The sequence below is a fragment of the Yersinia bercovieri ATCC 43970 genome, from assembly GCF_013282745.1.
GTDB classification, from domain to species: Bacteria; Pseudomonadota; Gammaproteobacteria; order Enterobacterales; family Enterobacteriaceae; genus Yersinia; species Yersinia bercovieri.
In genome coordinates this window covers 1,369,949-1,384,464 of record NZ_CP054044.1, presented here as the reverse complement: position 1 = coordinate 1,384,464, position 14,516 = coordinate 1,369,949, and the positions used below count along the sequence as shown (strand labels likewise).

Sequence of the window (14,516 nt, the reverse complement as noted above, 5' to 3'; positions counted from 1 at the left end):
CAGATTGTTAAAGAGCAATATTTCACAACACACTGTGTCTTGCGACCGCAGTACGTTTTGAAATAGTTTTTTATATGGTGGAGCTAAGCGGGATCGAACCGCTGACCTCCTGCGTGCAAGGCAGGCGCTCTCCCAGCTGAGCTATAGCCCCATATAAAAAGCAAATCACCTTATTGCTGCAACTCAACAGGGAATGGTGAGTTGGTGGGTCTGAGTGGACTTGAACCACCGACCTCACCCTTATCAGGGGTGCGCTCTAACCACCTGAGCTACAGACCCAACAAGGTACTAAAGCCCGGCTAATCTCTCAGCCCGGCCTTATTTGCTCGTTACTTTCTATCAGACAATCTGTGTGGACACTGCGCAATGCGTATCGTGAGGTAAGGAGGTGATCCAACCGCAGGTTCCCCTACGGTTACCTTGTTACGACTTCACCCCAGTCATGAATCACAAAGTGGTAAGCGCCCTCCCGAAGGTTAAGCTACCTACTTCTTTTGCAACCCACTCCCATGGTGTGACGGGCGGTGTGTACAAGGCCCGGGAACGTATTCACCGTAGCATTCTGATCTACGATTACTAGCGATTCCGACTTCATGGAGTCGAGTTGCAGACTCCAATCCGGACTACGACAGACTTTATGTGGTCCGCTTGCTCTCGCGAGTTCGCTTCACTTTGTATCTGCCATTGTAGCACGTGTGTAGCCCTACTCGTAAGGGCCATGATGACTTGACGTCATCCCCACCTTCCTCCGGTTTGTCACCGGCAGTCTCCCTTGAGTTCCCACCATTACGTGCTGGCAACAAAGGATAAGGGTTGCGCTCGTTGCGGGACTTAACCCAACATTTCACAACACGAGCTGACGACAGCCATGCAGCACCTGTCTCACAGTTCCCGAAGGCACCGAAGCATCTCTGCTAAGTTCTGTGGATGTCAAGAGTAGGTAAGGTTCTTCGCGTTGCATCGAATTAAACCACATGCTCCACCGCTTGTGCGGGCCCCCGTCAATTCATTTGAGTTTTAACCTTGCGGCCGTACTCCCCAGGCGGTCGACTTAACGCGTTAGCTCCGGAAGCCACGCCTCAAGGGCACAACCTCCAAGTCGACATCGTTTACAGCGTGGACTACCAGGGTATCTAATCCTGTTTGCTCCCCACGCTTTCGCACCTGAGCGTCAGTCTTTGTCCAGGGGGCCGCCTTCGCCACCGGTATTCCTCCAGATCTCTACGCATTTCACCGCTACACCTGGAATTCTACCCCCCTCTACAAGACTCTAGCTTGCCAGTTTCAAATGCAGTTCCCACGTTAAGCGCGGGGATTTCACATCTGACTTAACAAACCGCCTGCGTGCGCTTTACGCCCAGTAATTCCGATTAACGCTTGCACCCTCCGTATTACCGCGGCTGCTGGCACGGAGTTAGCCGGTGCTTCTTCTGCGAGTAACGTCAATCAATCGTGCTATTAACACGACTGCCTTCCTCCTCGCTGAAAGTGCTTTACAACCCGAAGGCCTTCTTCACACACGCGGCATGGCTGCATCAGGCTTGCGCCCATTGTGCAATATTCCCCACTGCTGCCTCCCGTAGGAGTCTGGACCGTGTCTCAGTTCCAGTGTGGCTGGTCATCCTCTCAGACCAGCTAGGGATCGTCGCCTAGGTGAGCCATTACCCCACCTACTAGCTAATCCCATCTGGGTTCATCCGATGGCGTGAGGCCCGAAGGTCCCCCACTTTGCTCTTACGAGGTCATGCGGTATTAGCTACCGTTTCCAGTAGTTATCCCCCTCCATCAGGCAGATCCCCAGACATTACTCACCCGTCCGCCGCTCGCCGGCAAAGTAGTAAACTACTTCCCGCTGCCGCTCGACTTGCATGTGTTAGGCCTGCCGCCAGCGTTCAATCTGAGCCATGATCAAACTCTTCAATTTAAGATTTGTTTGATTTGCTGCTAATGAAAGCAGCGATGCTCAAAGATTACTTTCTGCAAATATGCATTCGAACCGAAGTTCAAATGTGTACTGCTTTGGTCACTCTTCAAGACTTTGATATTGCTTCTGCCTGCCGAAACAGGCTTCGATATCGTCTTGCGAGTGCCCACACAGATTGTCTGATAAATTGTTAAAGAGCGTTCGTTACCCGTTGGCCTTTCAGCGAATCTTACGGTAACGCGGGAGGCAGATAATACGCTTTCCCGCTGAAGAGTCAAGGTGTTATTTGATTTCTTTCGAACTCAAACGCGTTCTTTTCTCTTCCTGACCCGGCGAAGTTTGTTTCGTTGTTCCCGGTCAGTGGAGGCGCATTATAGGGAGTTCCTGACAGGCTGCAACCCCTAAATTGAAAAAACTTTTCAACCGTGTTTTTTTTCAGCAAATATGGGGTAATAGCCGGGTTTTTAAACAATTATTAAGCTAAACATTCAATCCCAGAGTGAATCTGTAGAGTAAAATAGAAAGATAAGAAGATAGATAGGACAAATCACCATGCAACTAAATACCCAACAACAGGCCGCCCAACGCAATCTTTCATATCTATTGGCCGAAAAAATTGGTCAGCGCATTCTCGCAGGTGAATATGTCGCCGGTAGCATACTGCCTGGCGAGATAGAGTTGGGTGAGCAATTTGGTGTTAGTCGTACTGCCGTTCGTGAGGCAGTGAAAATGCTCGCAGCAAAAGGGATGTTATTACCGCGCCCACGTATTGGCACTCGAGTTATGCCGCAAGCAAATTGGAACTACCTTGATCAGGAGTTACTGACATGGTGGATGAATCGAGAAAACTTTGATCAAGTGATGCAGCACTTCCTTATATTAAGGACATCACTCGAGCCTCAAGCTTGTGCCCTGGCGGCGGTGAATGCCAATGATAAGCAGCGGGTGCGGTTAGCCTCATTAATCGCAGAGATGCGCGAGCTATATGCTCACTTTAATCGTGAACGATGGATTGAGGTGGATGCTCAGTTTCATCAATTAATCTATGAAGCCAGCGGTAATCCATTTTTGACTTCGTTCGCCAATTTGTTTAGCTCGGTTTATCACAGCTATTTTCGCGCCATTACCGGCGATGAGGTGATTAAGCTGCAACAGCATCAGGATATTGTCGATGCGATTCTGGCAAATGATAGCCAAGGTGCTTTATTAGCCTGTCGGGTGTTATTAGCAGGGAAAGAGTAGCGGCGAGATGTTATTTATCTATATATAGATAGAGGGTACTCACACCCACTCAATTTAATCAGGACGGACAATGATAAAATCTGCGCGCAGCATGGCGGGTCTTCCTTGGATAGCCGCCATGGCTTTCTTTATGCAGGCTTTGGATGCCACCATACTGAATACGGCACTGCCATCAATCGCCGAAAGCCTCCATCGGTCGCCACTGACCATGCAATCCGCGATTATCAGCTATACCCTGACAGTCGCGATGCTGATTCCGGTAAGTGGTTGGCTAGCAGACCGTTTTGGCACCCGAAGAGTTTTCATTTTGGCGGTCTCTCTCTTTACGCTGGGGTCGTTGCTGTGTGCACTTTCAGGTTCACTGCCATTTCTGGTTGCCTCCCGCGTGATTCAAGGTGTCGGCGGGGCGATGATGATGCCCGTCGCCAGACTGGCGCTTATTCGAGCTTATCCGCGCAGTGAATTGTTGCCGGTATTAAATTTTGTCACCATTCCCGGATTAATTGGCCCTGTCATGGGGCCACTCTTGGGCGGACTACTGGTGACCTACGCCACCTGGCACTGGATTTTTATCCTTAATATACCTATCGGCATATTGGGCATTATCTACGCACGTAAATATATGCCCGACTTCACCATGCCCAAACGCGCCTTTGATTTTATCGGCTTTCTGCTATTTGGTAGCAGCTTAGTTTTGATATCCGTGAGTTTGGAAATCATGGGGCGGCCAGACATTGCCAATTATCTGCCCGCCGCGACACTGGTTGGTGGCTTATTGATGTTGCTCTTCTATATATTCCACGCCAAAGGCCATCCAAATCCATTAATTGGTTTGCCGCTATTTAAAACCCGCACATTCTCTGTTGGGATCGCCGGTAACGTGGCCTCACGGTTAGGCACCGGCTGTGTACCATTCTTAATGCCATTGATGTTGCAGGTTGGTTTTGGTTATTCCGCCATTATTGCCGGTTGCATGATGGCGCCGACTGCCATTGGTTCGATGATGGCAAAATCCGCCGTGACGCAGGTATTACGTTCATTGGGTTATCGCACAGTGTTAGTGGGCATTACCGCCATTATCGGCGTGCTGATAGCCTTGTTTGCACTGCAATCACCGGGGATGTCACCCTGGCTGATGATCTTGCCACTCTTTGTATTGGGTATGGCGATGTCAACTCAGTTCACCGCGATGAATACCATCACCTTGGCAGACTTGACCGATAACAATGCCAGCTCGGGTAACAGTGTTCTGGCCGTCACCCAACAGCTGGCGATCAGCTTTGGGGTAGCAATTAGCGCGGTGGTATTGCGGTTTTATGATGGGTTGTCGTTTGGTGGTGCTGTCGATCACTTCCACTACACCTTTATTACCATGGGCGTGGTGACACTACTTTCATCAATGGTATTCCTATTACTCAAACCCAAAGATGGCGACAATTTGATTCAGGGGCGCAATGTGAAAAAAGTCTCGCGCCCGGCAAAAAGTGAAGTTTAACGGATAGCGACCGACCCACGTTCAATTAGCTCGGGAGTGAGAACCAGCACTTGCGGTTCCGCTTCCGGGTTATTCAACCGATGAATCAGCGTATCAATTGCCAGTTCGCCAAGGTCATCTTTTGGCTGATGGATGGTCGTCAGTGGCGGTGTCATATATTGTGCGATTTCAATATCATCGTAACCAATCACCGCCATATCTTGCGGGATCGATAATCCAGCCTGATGTAACGCCTGATAAACCCCCACCGCCATGGCATCGTTGCTGGTAAAGACGGCATCGGGTGGCTCCGGCAGGGCAAGTAACTGCTTCATCGCCGCCAACCCACCACCAAATTCAAAATCACTGGCGACTTCATAACCCACAAGTACCGGTAAACCCGCGCGCGCCATGGCTTGGCGATACCCTTCCAAACGCTCTTTGGCCGGAGTTTTGTCTTGCGGACCCGCAATGCAGGCGATTCGGGTATATCCCCTGGCAATCAAATATGAGGTTGCCATTTCCCCGCCAAATAGCGAGTTATCCTGAATCACATCGTTCACCCCTTCAAACGGGGCCCAGTCCATCATTATGATCGGCAATGAGGGGTAACAACGCAGAATATCTTGAGAGGGGCGGTGGCTTTCGGTGCACATCAGCAGCAAGCCATCGACACGCTTTTGCATCAGGGTTTCAATGCTACGGCTCATGCGATCAATATCGCCTTCGGTATTACACAGAATCAAACTATAACCGCGCTCATAGCAACTGCGCTCCACACCACGGACTACTTCGGCATAGAACGGGTTGCTACTGGCGGTGACCAGCATACCGATGGTGCGGGTTTGTTTGAGTTTCAAACTGCGGGCTAGTGCGGAAGGGGCGTAGTTGAGCTGCGCGATTGCAGACTGCACTTTGTCGCGAATAGGGTCGCTAACAAAGCGGTTTTTATTAATCACATGCGAAACAGTTGAGGTTGATACGCCCGCTAAACGGGCGACATCTTTCATGGTGGCCAAAGTTATACCTGGCCTTGTAAGAAGCTATCGATCTCGGTACGCCATGGAATGGACGGTTGCGCGCCAGAGCGAGTCACGGCGATCGCGGCAGCGGCATGAGCAAAGCGCACGGCTAAGTCCATCGATTGACCTTCCAATAACGCTGTCAGTAATGCGCCATTAAATGTATCACCAGCAGCAATAGTATCCACCGCATCAACTTTGAACCCAGCAACCAATTTCCCCTTGCCCTGTTCACTGAGCCAGACACCACGGCTACCCAAGGTAATAATCACGGTAGCGATGCCTTTATCATGCAGAATTTGTGCTGCTTTCGCCGCATCATCATCCTGCTCAATATGAATACCCGTTAAGCGCTCAGCTTCGGTCTCATTTGGGGTGATCATATCCACCAGCGCTAACAGCTCGTCGGGGAGTTCACGGGCAGGCGCCGGATTGAGAATAACCTGAGTTTGATGCTGTTTTGCCAGTTTAGCGGCGGCAATCACGGTATCGAGCGGAGATTCCAGTTGCATCAGCAGTGCATCGGCAGCAATAACCTGCTGCTGATAGCGGCTAAGATATTCAGGTGTCACTGCCGAGTTGGCCCCAGCATTGATACCAATGACGTTTTCGCCCTCACCATTGACGAAAATCAGCGCTACACCGGTGGTCGTTCCCGCAACAGCCTCAATAGGGGCCGTATCAATATTATCGCTGGCTAACTGCCGGCGCACCCGTTCACCAATATCATCTTCACCCACACAGGCAATAAACGCGATTTTCGCCCCACTACGGCCAGCGGCAACAGCCTGATTAGCCCCTTTGCCACCGAAAGCAACCTTATACTGCTTCCCGATCACCGTTTCACCTGGACGCGGAAACTGCTCAATATTCAGAATATGGTCGGCATTGATGCTGCCCAAGACCACCAGCTTACCTGTTTCCATCGTATTTATTCCTTTGTCATTGAAGTTGCAGGGGGGTTAGCTAGGTTCACTCACCCGAGTCACTTACCTAAGTAAGCTCATCGGGATTAATGAGCCTCAAAGAGGCTCACCCTACGGGCTAGCATAAATGCTGTTCAAATCGGTTTTCACCGATTTGTCATTCACTTGCCGCCTACCTGCAACTCCAATTATCTTGGGTTTATTGAATGACAACTACTGATTGAATGACGATATTATTTAGTCACTAACTTCAGATCTACTGGGATAACGGCCTGGACTTTCTCGCCTTTCAATACTTTATCCGCAGTTTGGATGCCAATGACGCCAATTTGGTCCGGGCGTTGAGCGATGGTAGCACCCAGCTTGCCGCTCTCAACCGCTTTGATACCATCGTCAGTGCCATCAAAACCGACCACTAACACATCTGTTTTGCCGGCAGTTTGCAAGGCGCGCAGCGCACCCAGCGCCATCTCATCATTCTGGGCAAACACTGCCTGTACAGTTGGATGAGCGGTCAGCAAGTTCTGCATGACGTTCAAGCCCTTGGTGCGGTCAAAGTCAGCAGGCTGGCTGGCCAGCAGCTGGAATTTGTTTTTTTCCATCGACTGTTTAAAGCCTTCGCCACGTTCACGAGCCGCCGAGGCCCCCGCAATCCCTTCCAGCTGAATAACTTTGGCATCACTACCCAATTTTTTAGCAATGAAGTCACCGGCCATTTTGCCGCCGAAACGGTTATCAGACGCGACGTGGCTAACCACGGTGCCGGCGTTAGCCAGACGGTCAAGGGTGATGACCGGAATCTTCGCCTGATTAGCCATTTTCACCGCATTACCCACCGCATCAGAGTCAGTTGGGTTAATCAGCAGCAATTTCGTGCCGCGAACCGTTAAGTCCTGCACATTCGCCAGCTCTTTAGCCGGGTTATTTTGTGAATCCAATACCACCAGGTTGTAGCCCAGCTTATCAGCTTCTTTTTGCGCACCCTCTTTCATTGAAACAAAGAACGGGTTATTCAGCGTGGAAACGACCAAGGCGATAGTGTCTTTTGCCAGCGCGTTAGCACTCACAGTCGCGCTCAATGCAACAACAGAGATCAAGGTAGCCAGTTTCTTCATTTTCATGGTCACAATTCCTGTAGGGAGAGAGGTTATTTGCTGCTTTTGTTATCTACCAGTACCGCCAGCAGGATAACCACTGCTTTCACGATCATTTGGTAGTAAGAGGAGACACCCAATAAATTCAAACCGTTATTTAAGAAGCCGAGGATTAACGCGCCGATCAGGGTGCCGACGATCCGCCCTTTCCCCCCGGCAAGACTGGTTCCGCCCAGAACTACTGCGGCTATTGCATCCAACTCATAGCCAGTACCGGCCGTCGGTTGTGCTGATGATAAGCGGGCCACTTCGATAATCCCCGCCAGGGCCGCTAACAATCCACACAGTGAATAAACAATAATTTTAACTTTATCGACGCTGATACCCGAGAGCCGTGTAGCTGACTCATTACCGCCCAAGGCATAGATATAGCGGCCCAAACGGGTGTGGTGCAGCATGTACCAGGCAGCAATAAAGACGATAGCCATCAACCAGATAGGAGTGGGTATACCTAGGGGACGACCAATACCGAACCAGCCAAAGGTATCTGCCACTTCAGTAAAACCGGTATTGACTGGGCTACCATTGGTGTAAACCATGGTTACACCGCGCAGTAACAGCATCATGACCAGCGTGGCGATAAATGCCTGCACTTTACCTTTGGCGACAATCACCCCGGTAATGCCGCCAATAAACGCCCCCAATGCCAATGCAGCAGCCACCGCCACCATGGCATTCACTTCTAACCCCACAATTGAGGCCGCTACCGCGCCAGTCAGCGCCAGTAGTGATCCCACCGACAGATCAATGCCGGAAGTCAGGATAACCAGCGTCATCCCCACCGCCATAATGGCATTGACGGAGGTCTGCTGAAGAATATTGAACAGATTATTAAGGGTAAAAAAGTTTGGGCTTAGTGACGAAACCACAGCAATCAGCACCAGCAGCGCAATCAGTGATTTTTGTTCTAATAGCCACTCTTTACTGAACCAGCGTTTTGTCTGGATCGTCTGGGAACTCATATCTGATTACTCCTGCTCACTAAGCTTTTGCTTATCAAAAGATTGCTTGCCGACAGCAGCTGCCATCAACACTTCTTGGGTCGCCTGTTCAATCGAGAACTCGCCGCTTAGTTGGCCCTCATGCATCACGAGAATTCGGTCACTCATGCCGAGCACTTCCGGCATCTCTGAGGAGACCAGAATGATGCTCAGCCCTTCTTGCTTGAATTGGTTAATTAACTGGTAGATCTCTTTTTTAGCCCCGACATCTACCCCACGCGTAGGTTCATCAAGGATCAGCACTTTCGGACGGGTCATCAAGCCGCGCGCAATCGCCACTTTCTGTTGATTGCCGCCGGATAACAAACCAATCGGCTGCTCCATCGAAGGCGTTTTGATATTAAATAAGCGAATGAAATCCGCGACCGCCAGTTGTTCATCTGCGTGCTTGAGCGAACCGCCCGCGCGGCTGAAATAACGTAATGCCGTCAAAGACATATTCTCTTTCACTGACATGCCCAGCACTAAGCCATCTCGTTTACGGTCTTCAGAAATATAGACGATGCCATTTGCCAAACCATCCTGCGGTGAATGGGTTACCACTTCGCGACCATCCAGCATAATAAAACCAGACTTACGCGGCAGTGCACCGTAGATGATTTTCATCAGCTCAGTACGCCCTGCGCCCATTAAGCCCGCCACGCCGAGGATCTCACCGCGATATAGAGTAAAGCTGACACTCTTCACCCCAGGGCCGCATAGCTGTTTGACCTGTAAGCGCTTTTCGCCACGAGGCAAATTCAGGCGCGGATATTGCTCTTCTAATTTGCGGCCAACCATCATCTCAATTAGTGAGTTTTCCGTCAGCTCGCTCACCGGTTTTTCCGCGATAAACTGCCCATCACGGAAGACGGTGACGTCATCGCAAATCTCAAAAATCTCTTTTAGCCGATGAGAGATATAAACGATGCCGCGACCTTCCGCTTTCAACTCGTTAATAACGTTAAATAAAGAGGCGGTTTCAGTATCGGTCAGGGCGTCGGTTGGCTCATCCATGATGATGACTTTGGATTCAAAGCTCAGCACTTTGGCGATCTCCACCATCTGCTGATCACCAATGGAAAGCTCACCCACCAGCCGGTGGCTGCTGTAATGAATATTCAGGCGCGCCAGCAGTAAATCCGCTTCGGCATACATCTTTTTCCAGTCAATGCCGCCAAAACGATTAACAAACTCACGTCCTAAAAAGATATTTTCTGCGATGGTTAACTGTGGGATCAGGTTAAGTTCCTGATGGATAATGCCAATGCCCGCTTCCTGAGATGCTTTGGGGCCATTAAACACCACTTCTTGCCCCATGAAATGTTGACTGCCGGCATCCTTACTGTAGATGCCGGTCAGCACTTTCATCATGGTCGATTTTCCGGCCCCATTTTCGCCAACCAGTGCCATCACCCTACCAGGATAGACACTGAGCGCCGCACCGGAGAGTGCTTTGACGCCGGGAAAGGCTTTATCAATCCCTTTCAGTTGCAGCAAAGGTTGCATAAATGCCTCAGAAGGTTACGCCGGAGCAGAGAATGATGTTAGCAAAGGGGGAACACTCCCCGCTACGAATCACTGCCCGGCTTTGTTTGGTCTGCTCTTTAAAAGCCTCGTGGCTGATATAGCGCAGAACAATTTGGTTTCCCTGGTGTTGCTCAAGTTGTGTTAACTGGGCGAGTAACGCTTCATGGAGTTGCGGATTATTTTTAACTATCTCCTCCGCAAGGTACGCACTCTCAACCTGCATCTCTTGTGTGACCACCTCAAGAACCTGGAGGAAACCAGGAACGCCTCGTGTCAGTGCCAGATCGATACGTGTGGTGGTTGCCGGTATTGGCAGCCCCGCATCACCTATCACAACCTGATCGGTATGACCCAGGCGGGAGATAACAGCGGAAATATCAGAATTCAGTAATGCGCCTTTTTTCATTTTCTACTCCAACAGCGAAACGTTTCGCTAATACTGAGTTTAGAAAAATAGCCGCAGAAGGCAAACCCAATTTGATGAAATTGTGATCGCCATCGAAACGTTTCGCTGAAAAAAGAGAAGTGGGAGTTATAGAGGTGAAAAAGGCCGTTATGATTAACGGCCTTTCAGATTAAATCTCTACCTGCGTTCCAAGTTCAATGACCCGGTTAGGGGGGATTTCAAACTGATCTGCGGCGCGGAGCGCATTGCGGCTGAGGGCAATAAACAGCTTGCCGCGCAGGAACAGATACCATGGCCGCCTTGTTAGGATGAGCGACTCGTGGGACATAAAGAATGAGGTTTCCATCATCTGGCACGGCAAACCTTCCAGACCACAGCGGTGGAATACCTCCTCCACATTCGGCGTTTCGCGCCAACCATAACTCGCCACTACCCGCCAGAAGGTTGGCGAGAGCTGCTCGATGGTCACCCGCTTCACATTGTGGACGTAAGGGGCGTCCTCGGTTCGCAATGTCAGCAACACCACACGCTCATGTAACACTTTGTTATGTTTGAGGTTATGTAGTAGCGCGAACGGAATCACATTCATCGCCCGCGACATATATACCGCCGTCCCGGTGACCCGCACTGGCGGTGATTTCTCCAATGACGCAATCATCGCTTCCAGTGAATTGCCATGTTCATGCATCCGGCGCAACAGACCGAAACGCTCGCTTTTCCAGGTGGTCATGATGATAAACATCACCAGACCCAGCGAGATAGGCAACCAACCGCCGGAGAACAACTTCAATGCGTTGGCTGAAAACATCGGAACATCAATTATCAGTAACACCACCAGCAGGCACCACACAAAGAGGCGGTTCCAGTGCCAGTTTTTCAGCGCCACAATGCAGAACAGAATGCTGGTTATCACCATGGTTCCGGTCACCGCAATACCATAAGCGGCCGCCAAATTACTGGAGCGCTCGAAGCCGACAATCACCAGAACCACCGCCAGATAGAGTGTCCAGTTAATGACTGGAATATAGATCTGGCCGGACTCCATTTCAGAGGTGTGGATGATGCGCATTGGCGGCAAGTAACCTAACCGCACCGCTTGCCGTGTCAGTGAGAAGACGCCAGAAATAACCGCCTGCGAGGCGATCACTGTTGCTAATGTCGCCAAAATTAGCAGTGGAATCAGCGCCCAGTCAGGGGCTAACAAGAAGAAGGGGTTTTTGATGGCTTCAGGGTTTTTCAGCAGTAGTGCGCCCTGCCCAAAATAGTTCAGCACTAATGAGGGTAACACCACGGTAAACCAGGCCAACCGGATAGGGAATTTACCAAAATGACCCATATCAGCATACAGCGCTTCCACCCCAGTTATCGCCAGCACCACCGCACCAAGGGCATAAAACGATACCGCTTTATATTCCGTAAAGAAGCCGAACGCCCATTTGGGATTCAGCGCAGACAGAACTTCTGGATTCGCAATAATACTGCGCAGACCCAGCAGGGCGATGGTTAGAAACCACACCAGCATCACTGGGGCGAATAATTTACCAACACTGCCGGTGCCGTGTTTTTGAATCACAAACAGCAGGGTTAGCACTGCAATAGAGCAGGGGACGATATAGGGATCAAGCGCAGGTGCGGCGATTTCCAGCCCTTCGATGGCTGACATAACTGATATTGCCGGGGTGATGACCACCTCGCCATAAAAGAAGCTGCCGCCAATCAAACCAAGGATGACCAGTATTGAGGTGGCTCGGGAGGAAGTATTGCGCCCGGCCAAAGACATTAAGGTTAAAATGCCCCCTTCACCGGCGTTATCCGCGCGCATCACATAGGTCAGATATTTAACCGAGACTATCAGGATGAGCATCCAGAAAATCAGCGATAAAAAGCCAAACACCACATCCGGGCGGACATCAAAACCATAATGACCAGAAAAGCACTCTCTCAAGGTATAGAGCGGGCTGGTACCAATATCACCGTAAACCACCCCTATTGCTGCCAGGGTTACCGCCGATAAAGACTGTTTATGTTCTGTGCTCATAATTGATTTCTTTTTGCGAGAACATCCATAAGCTGATGCAGGTGTTAAAGAACCGCATTAGCCGACTCTGTATTCTTTATATGCCCATCAAAAGGCGCACAGTATGCACGATTTCAATGGATTGCCTACTCTTAAATAAGGCGACTAAAATAACCCAAAAGGGCCGGCCACAAATCACTGATGATATAAAAATTCTACTAATCAACGATCTATCTCATTAAGAAAAACACGCTATCCCACTAAGAAAAAGAGGATTTATTCCCTCTTATCAGGTAAAAATCAATCAACTAACGGAACATGTAGAGCAATTATGGCGCAATCATCACAATTAGCAGAAAGAATCTCCCGCTTGAGCAGTGCCCTTGAAAGTGGTCTGTATGAAAGACAGGAGGCTATCCGCTTGTGTTTGCTGGCAGCGCTCAGTGGTGAGAGTGTATTCCTGCTCGGCCCGCCGGGTATTGCTAAAAGCTTGATTGCTCGCCGCTTGAAATTTGCCTTCCGTAATGCCAGAGCATTTGAGTACCTGATGACCCGTTTTTCCACGCCAGAAGAGGTGTTTGGTCCACTCTCCATTCAAGCATTGAAAGAGGAGGGGCGCTACCAGCGCATGACGGCCGGTTACCTGCCTGAAGCTGAAATCGTCTTTCTTGATGAGATCTGGAAAGCCGGCCCCGCCATCCTAAATACCCTGCTGACCGCCATTAATGAACGGCGTTTTCGTAATGGTGATCGGGAAGACAGTATCCCGATGCGCTTGCTAGTGACCGCCTCCAATGAACTACCGGATGCGGACAGCAGCCTGGAAGCACTGTATGACCGAATGCTGATCCGCCTCTGGCTGGATCGCGTACAAGAGAAGCAAAACTTTCGCTCACTACTGCTCAGCCGCCAGGATGAAAATCATAATCCTGTGGCCGAAAATCTCAGCATCAGTGATGACGAGTTTTATCAGTGGCAGCCGTTAATTGATAAAATCGCCTTACCAGACCTCTGTTTTGAGCTTATTTTTCAGCTACGTCAACGGCTCAGTGCGCAAGAACAAGCGCCTTATGTCTCTGATCGTCGGTGGAAAAAGGCACTGCGCCTGCTGCAAGCCAGCGCCTTTTTCAGTGGTCGAAATGAAGTGACCCCCATTGACTTAATTTTACTGAAAGATTGCCTGTGGCATGATCTTAGCTCCCTGAAGCTGCTACAGCAGCAGCTTGAGCAGCTGTTAACTGAGCAGGGATATCAGCAGCAAAACTTATTAATGAAGCTACAACATATTCAAGGCCAATGGTTGCAGCACCAGCAGCAACAGAGTGATCATCAGGCGCTAACCGTGACGAAACAAAGCGGTATGTTCAGCCGTAAACCACAATATGTACTGCCCGATGCGCTAACCGATAGCACATTGACACTTTTGCTGCAAAAAACCCTTAACTTGCATGACATTCAGGTCAGTCATCTGCAAATAGAGAAAGATGCTCTTGCTCAATGGTTGAACAAAGGGGGCATATTGCGGGCAAAATTAAATGGGGTTGGTTATGCCCAATCCATTGATGCAGAAATTGATGAGCAGCTGCATATCACGGTGCTGGATGTCAGTCGCCAACCATCGATACTGTCACAGCCCGGTGCGGCGACCGCCAGTGTGCCGCCAGAATTGCTGGTGGCGTTAACAGAACTGGAAAATAGCCTGACCGAGCAACGGCGGTTATTCAGTCAGCATCAGCCCTGCTTGTTCACGCCATCCACCTGGTTGGCCAAAATAGAAGCCAGCCTATTGCAGGTTGCGGAGCAACTGAAGCAGCAACAACAAAAACTGCGCGGGCACTGAT

10 protein-coding genes, 2 tRNA genes and 1 rRNA gene are annotated in these 14,516 nt (G+C 50.1%); 3 read left to right on the top strand and 10 right to left on the bottom strand.

Features of this window, described 5'->3' with window-relative positions:
- Nucleotides 1-75: 75 nt before the first annotated feature.
- The 3 genes from HRK25_RS06260 to HRK25_RS06250 all read right to left on the bottom strand — a co-directional run bounded on the left by HRK25_RS06260 (nucleotide 76) and on the right by HRK25_RS06250 (nucleotide 1,924).
- Nucleotides 76-151, bottom strand: a tRNA-Ala gene (locus HRK25_RS06260).
- Nucleotides 152-202: 51 nt separating this feature from the next.
- Nucleotides 203-279: transfer RNA gene (locus HRK25_RS06255), tRNA-Ile, on the bottom strand.
- Between the two features lie 102 nt (nucleotides 280-381).
- A 16S ribosomal RNA gene (locus HRK25_RS06250) occupies nucleotides 382-1,924 on the bottom strand.
- Between the two features lie 552 nt (nucleotides 1,925-2,476).
- Between HRK25_RS06250 and HRK25_RS06245 the strand changes: the two genes are divergently transcribed.
- Nucleotides 2,477-3,166 carry a FadR/GntR family transcriptional regulator gene (locus HRK25_RS06245; RefSeq protein ID WP_005271454.1) on the top strand — a complete coding sequence of 230 codons (690 nt, stop codon included), beginning with the start codon at nucleotides 2,477-2,479 and terminating at the stop codon, nucleotides 3,164-3,166.
- 70 nt (nucleotides 3,167-3,236) lie between these two features.
- Nucleotides 3,237-4,661: a multidrug transporter subunit MdtD gene (gene mdtD / locus HRK25_RS06240; protein ID WP_005271457.1), complete on the top strand. Its 1,425-nt coding sequence runs from the start codon at nucleotides 3,237-3,239 to the stop codon at nucleotides 4,659-4,661.
- On the opposite strand, the gene rbsR is transcribed toward mdtD, so the two are convergent.
- The 7 genes from rbsR to kup all read right to left on the bottom strand — a co-directional run bounded on the left by rbsR (nucleotide 4,658) and on the right by kup (nucleotide 12,696).
- Entirely contained in the window at nucleotides 4,658-5,659 is a 1,002-nt protein-coding gene (gene rbsR, locus HRK25_RS06235) for a ribose operon transcriptional repressor RbsR (protein ID WP_032896676.1), read from the bottom strand. The two genes, mdtD and rbsR, sit on opposite strands and share 4 nt — an antisense overlap.
- Before the next feature lie 2 nt (nucleotides 5,660-5,661).
- Complete coding sequence (gene rbsK, locus HRK25_RS06230; RefSeq protein ID WP_005271459.1) at nucleotides 5,662-6,588, bottom strand: ribokinase; 927 nt, start codon at nucleotides 6,586-6,588, stop codon at nucleotides 5,662-5,664.
- Nucleotides 6,589-6,821: 233 nt separating this feature from the next.
- Nucleotides 6,822-7,709: a ribose ABC transporter substrate-binding protein RbsB gene (rbsB, locus tag HRK25_RS06225; RefSeq protein WP_032896678.1), complete on the bottom strand. Its 888-nt coding sequence runs from the start codon at nucleotides 7,707-7,709 to the stop codon at nucleotides 6,822-6,824.
- A 26-nt stretch (nucleotides 7,710-7,735) separates the two neighbouring features.
- The gene (gene rbsC, locus HRK25_RS06220; protein WP_005271463.1) at nucleotides 7,736-8,704 is read right to left on the bottom strand and encodes a ribose ABC transporter permease; all 969 of its coding nucleotides are present in this window, start codon (nucleotides 8,702-8,704) and stop codon (nucleotides 7,736-7,738) included.
- A 6-nt stretch (nucleotides 8,705-8,710) separates the two neighbouring features.
- The gene (rbsA, locus tag HRK25_RS06215) at nucleotides 8,711-10,231 is read right to left on the bottom strand and encodes a ribose ABC transporter ATP-binding protein RbsA (RefSeq protein ID WP_005271466.1); all 1,521 of its coding nucleotides are present in this window, start codon (nucleotides 10,229-10,231) and stop codon (nucleotides 8,711-8,713) included.
- Between the two features lie 7 nt (nucleotides 10,232-10,238).
- Entirely contained in the window at nucleotides 10,239-10,658 is a 420-nt protein-coding gene (gene rbsD, locus HRK25_RS06210; protein ID WP_004875731.1) for a D-ribose pyranase, read from the bottom strand.
- A gap of 169 nt (nucleotides 10,659-10,827) precedes the next feature.
- Entirely contained in the window at nucleotides 10,828-12,696 is a 1,869-nt protein-coding gene (kup, locus tag HRK25_RS06205; RefSeq protein WP_005271470.1) for a low affinity potassium transporter Kup, read from the bottom strand.
- 310 nt (nucleotides 12,697-13,006) lie between these two features.
- Between kup and ravA the strand changes: the two genes are divergently transcribed.
- A complete protein-coding gene (ravA, locus tag HRK25_RS06200) occupies nucleotides 13,007-14,515 on the top strand; it encodes an ATPase RavA (protein WP_005271473.1) in 1,509 nt (502 codons plus the stop codon).
- Nucleotide 14,516: the final 1 nt, after the last annotated feature.

Bases quoted from the DNA above. Each gene is read 5' to 3' on its own strand.
- rbsC (WP_005271463.1), bottom strand. From the start codon at position 8,704: ATGAGTTCCCAGACGATCCAGACAAAACGCTGGTTCAGTAAAGAGTGG.
- HRK25_RS06245 (WP_005271454.1), top strand. From the start codon at position 2,477: ATGCAACTAAATACCCAACAACAGGCCGCCCAACGCAATCTTTCATAT.
- rbsB (WP_032896678.1), bottom strand. From the start codon at position 7,709: ATGAAAATGAAGAAACTGGCTACCTTGATCTCTGTTGTTGCATTGAGC.
- ravA (WP_005271473.1), top strand. From the start codon at position 13,007: ATGGCGCAATCATCACAATTAGCAGAAAGAATCTCCCGCTTGAGCAGT.
- rbsD (WP_004875731.1), bottom strand. From the start codon at position 10,658: ATGAAAAAAGGCGCATTACTGAATTCTGATATTTCCGCTGTTATCTCC.
- kup (WP_005271470.1), bottom strand. From the start codon at position 12,696: ATGAGCACAGAACATAAACAGTCTTTATCGGCGGTAACCCTGGCAGCA.
- mdtD (WP_005271457.1), top strand. From the start codon at position 3,237: ATGATAAAATCTGCGCGCAGCATGGCGGGTCTTCCTTGGATAGCCGCC.
- rbsA (WP_005271466.1), bottom strand. From the start codon at position 10,231: ATGCAACCTTTGCTGCAACTGAAAGGGATTGATAAAGCCTTTCCCGGC.
- rbsK (WP_005271459.1), bottom strand. From the start codon at position 6,588: ATGGAAACAGGTAAGCTGGTGGTCTTGGGCAGCATCAATGCCGACCAT.